Annotated in this window: 1 protein-coding gene and 1 pseudogene; one reads left to right on the top strand and one right to left on the bottom strand. The window is 46.7% G+C overall.

What is annotated here, in order from left to right; genetic code table 11:
* Positions 1–374: pseudogene (locus ACX0G9_RS31655) on the top strand (alpha-L-fucosidase); the annotation flags it as partial.
* A 50-nt stretch (positions 375–424) separates the two neighbouring features.
* Here ACX0G9_RS31655 and ACX0G9_RS31650 read toward each other — a convergent pair.
* A partial coding sequence (locus ACX0G9_RS31650) for an ABC transporter permease (protein WP_459069001.1) occupies positions 425–1,186 on the bottom strand: 762 nt, incomplete at its 5' end.

Genomic DNA, 1,186 nt, shown 5'->3' with positions numbered 1-1,186 from the left:
TAAATGTGGGGCCCACCGCCCGCGGTGAATTCGATTACCGGGCAAATAATGCCCTGGACAGTCTTTCGCAATGGATGCATGGCAACAGCAAATCGATTTATAATTGCAGCTTTGCCCCGGAAACTTTCCAGGTCCCGGCTAATGATAAACTTACTTATAATGCGGGTGCCAAACGGTTGTATGTGCATCTATTTGAGTACCCTTCAACAGGCTCCCTGGTTCTACCCGGGTACAAAGGCAAAATAAAATATGCGCAGTTCCTGCATGATAATTCTGAATTGTTGTATAAGGAGCAGGGCAGTGATATTGTGCTGACGCTTCCGGAGAAAAAACCTGGTTATGAAATACCGGTGGTAGAATTGGTATTAAATTAATTATGTTAAATTACCAATTCATCGGAGGTTGAAATTTATTTTAACCTCTATCATTCGCTTTGCAACGCTTTCACCGGGTTGGCCAGCGCTGCCTTTATGGTCTGGAAGCCGATGGTGAGCAATCCAATCGATAAAGCGGTCAGGCCTGTTGCCACAAACATCCATACTGACAAGGATACCCTGTAGGTAAAGTTTTGCAGCCATTTCTGCATAATATACCAGGCCAGGGGTGATGCGATAACAAAGGAAATCCCGATAAGCCATAAGAACTCCCGAATGAATAAAAAAGAAATATTAGCCAGGGAAGCGCCGAGCACTTTCCGGACGCCCACCTCCTTAACCCGATGGGAAGTCGTGAAAAGGATGAGACCATACAAACCCAGACAACTGATGGTATGGGCTATCGCTGCGAAGACCTTAAAGATCATCGATAGTTTTTCTTCCTCCTCATAGAACCGGGCAATCGTCTCGTTGAGGAACTGATGCTGGAAGAGCGTTTCGGGGAAATGACCGTTGAATATTTTTTCGATGGCAGCAAGGATAGTACCCATATTCCGGCCGCTTAGTTTTATACCCGCCATCCTGTAGCTGCTTTTTTGGGTCGATATGGCAGCCGGATCGATTGGGTCACGCAGGGAATGCTCATGAAAATCCCTGACGACTCCCACTATGGGGCCTTTTGAATTACCCAGATAGATATATTTTCCAAGCGCTTCGCGGGGGCCTTTGACCCCTTCTTTTGTGCGCCAGGCATGTTCATTAGCTCTAAGGTGGAAGTCCTGAACGAGCGAGGTAGTACGAATCGTTAGCCA

The organism is Flavitalea flava (assembly GCF_054461575.1).
The sequence above is the reverse complement of the archived record's forward strand: the minus strand, read 5'-3'. Positions and strand labels throughout refer to the sequence as shown.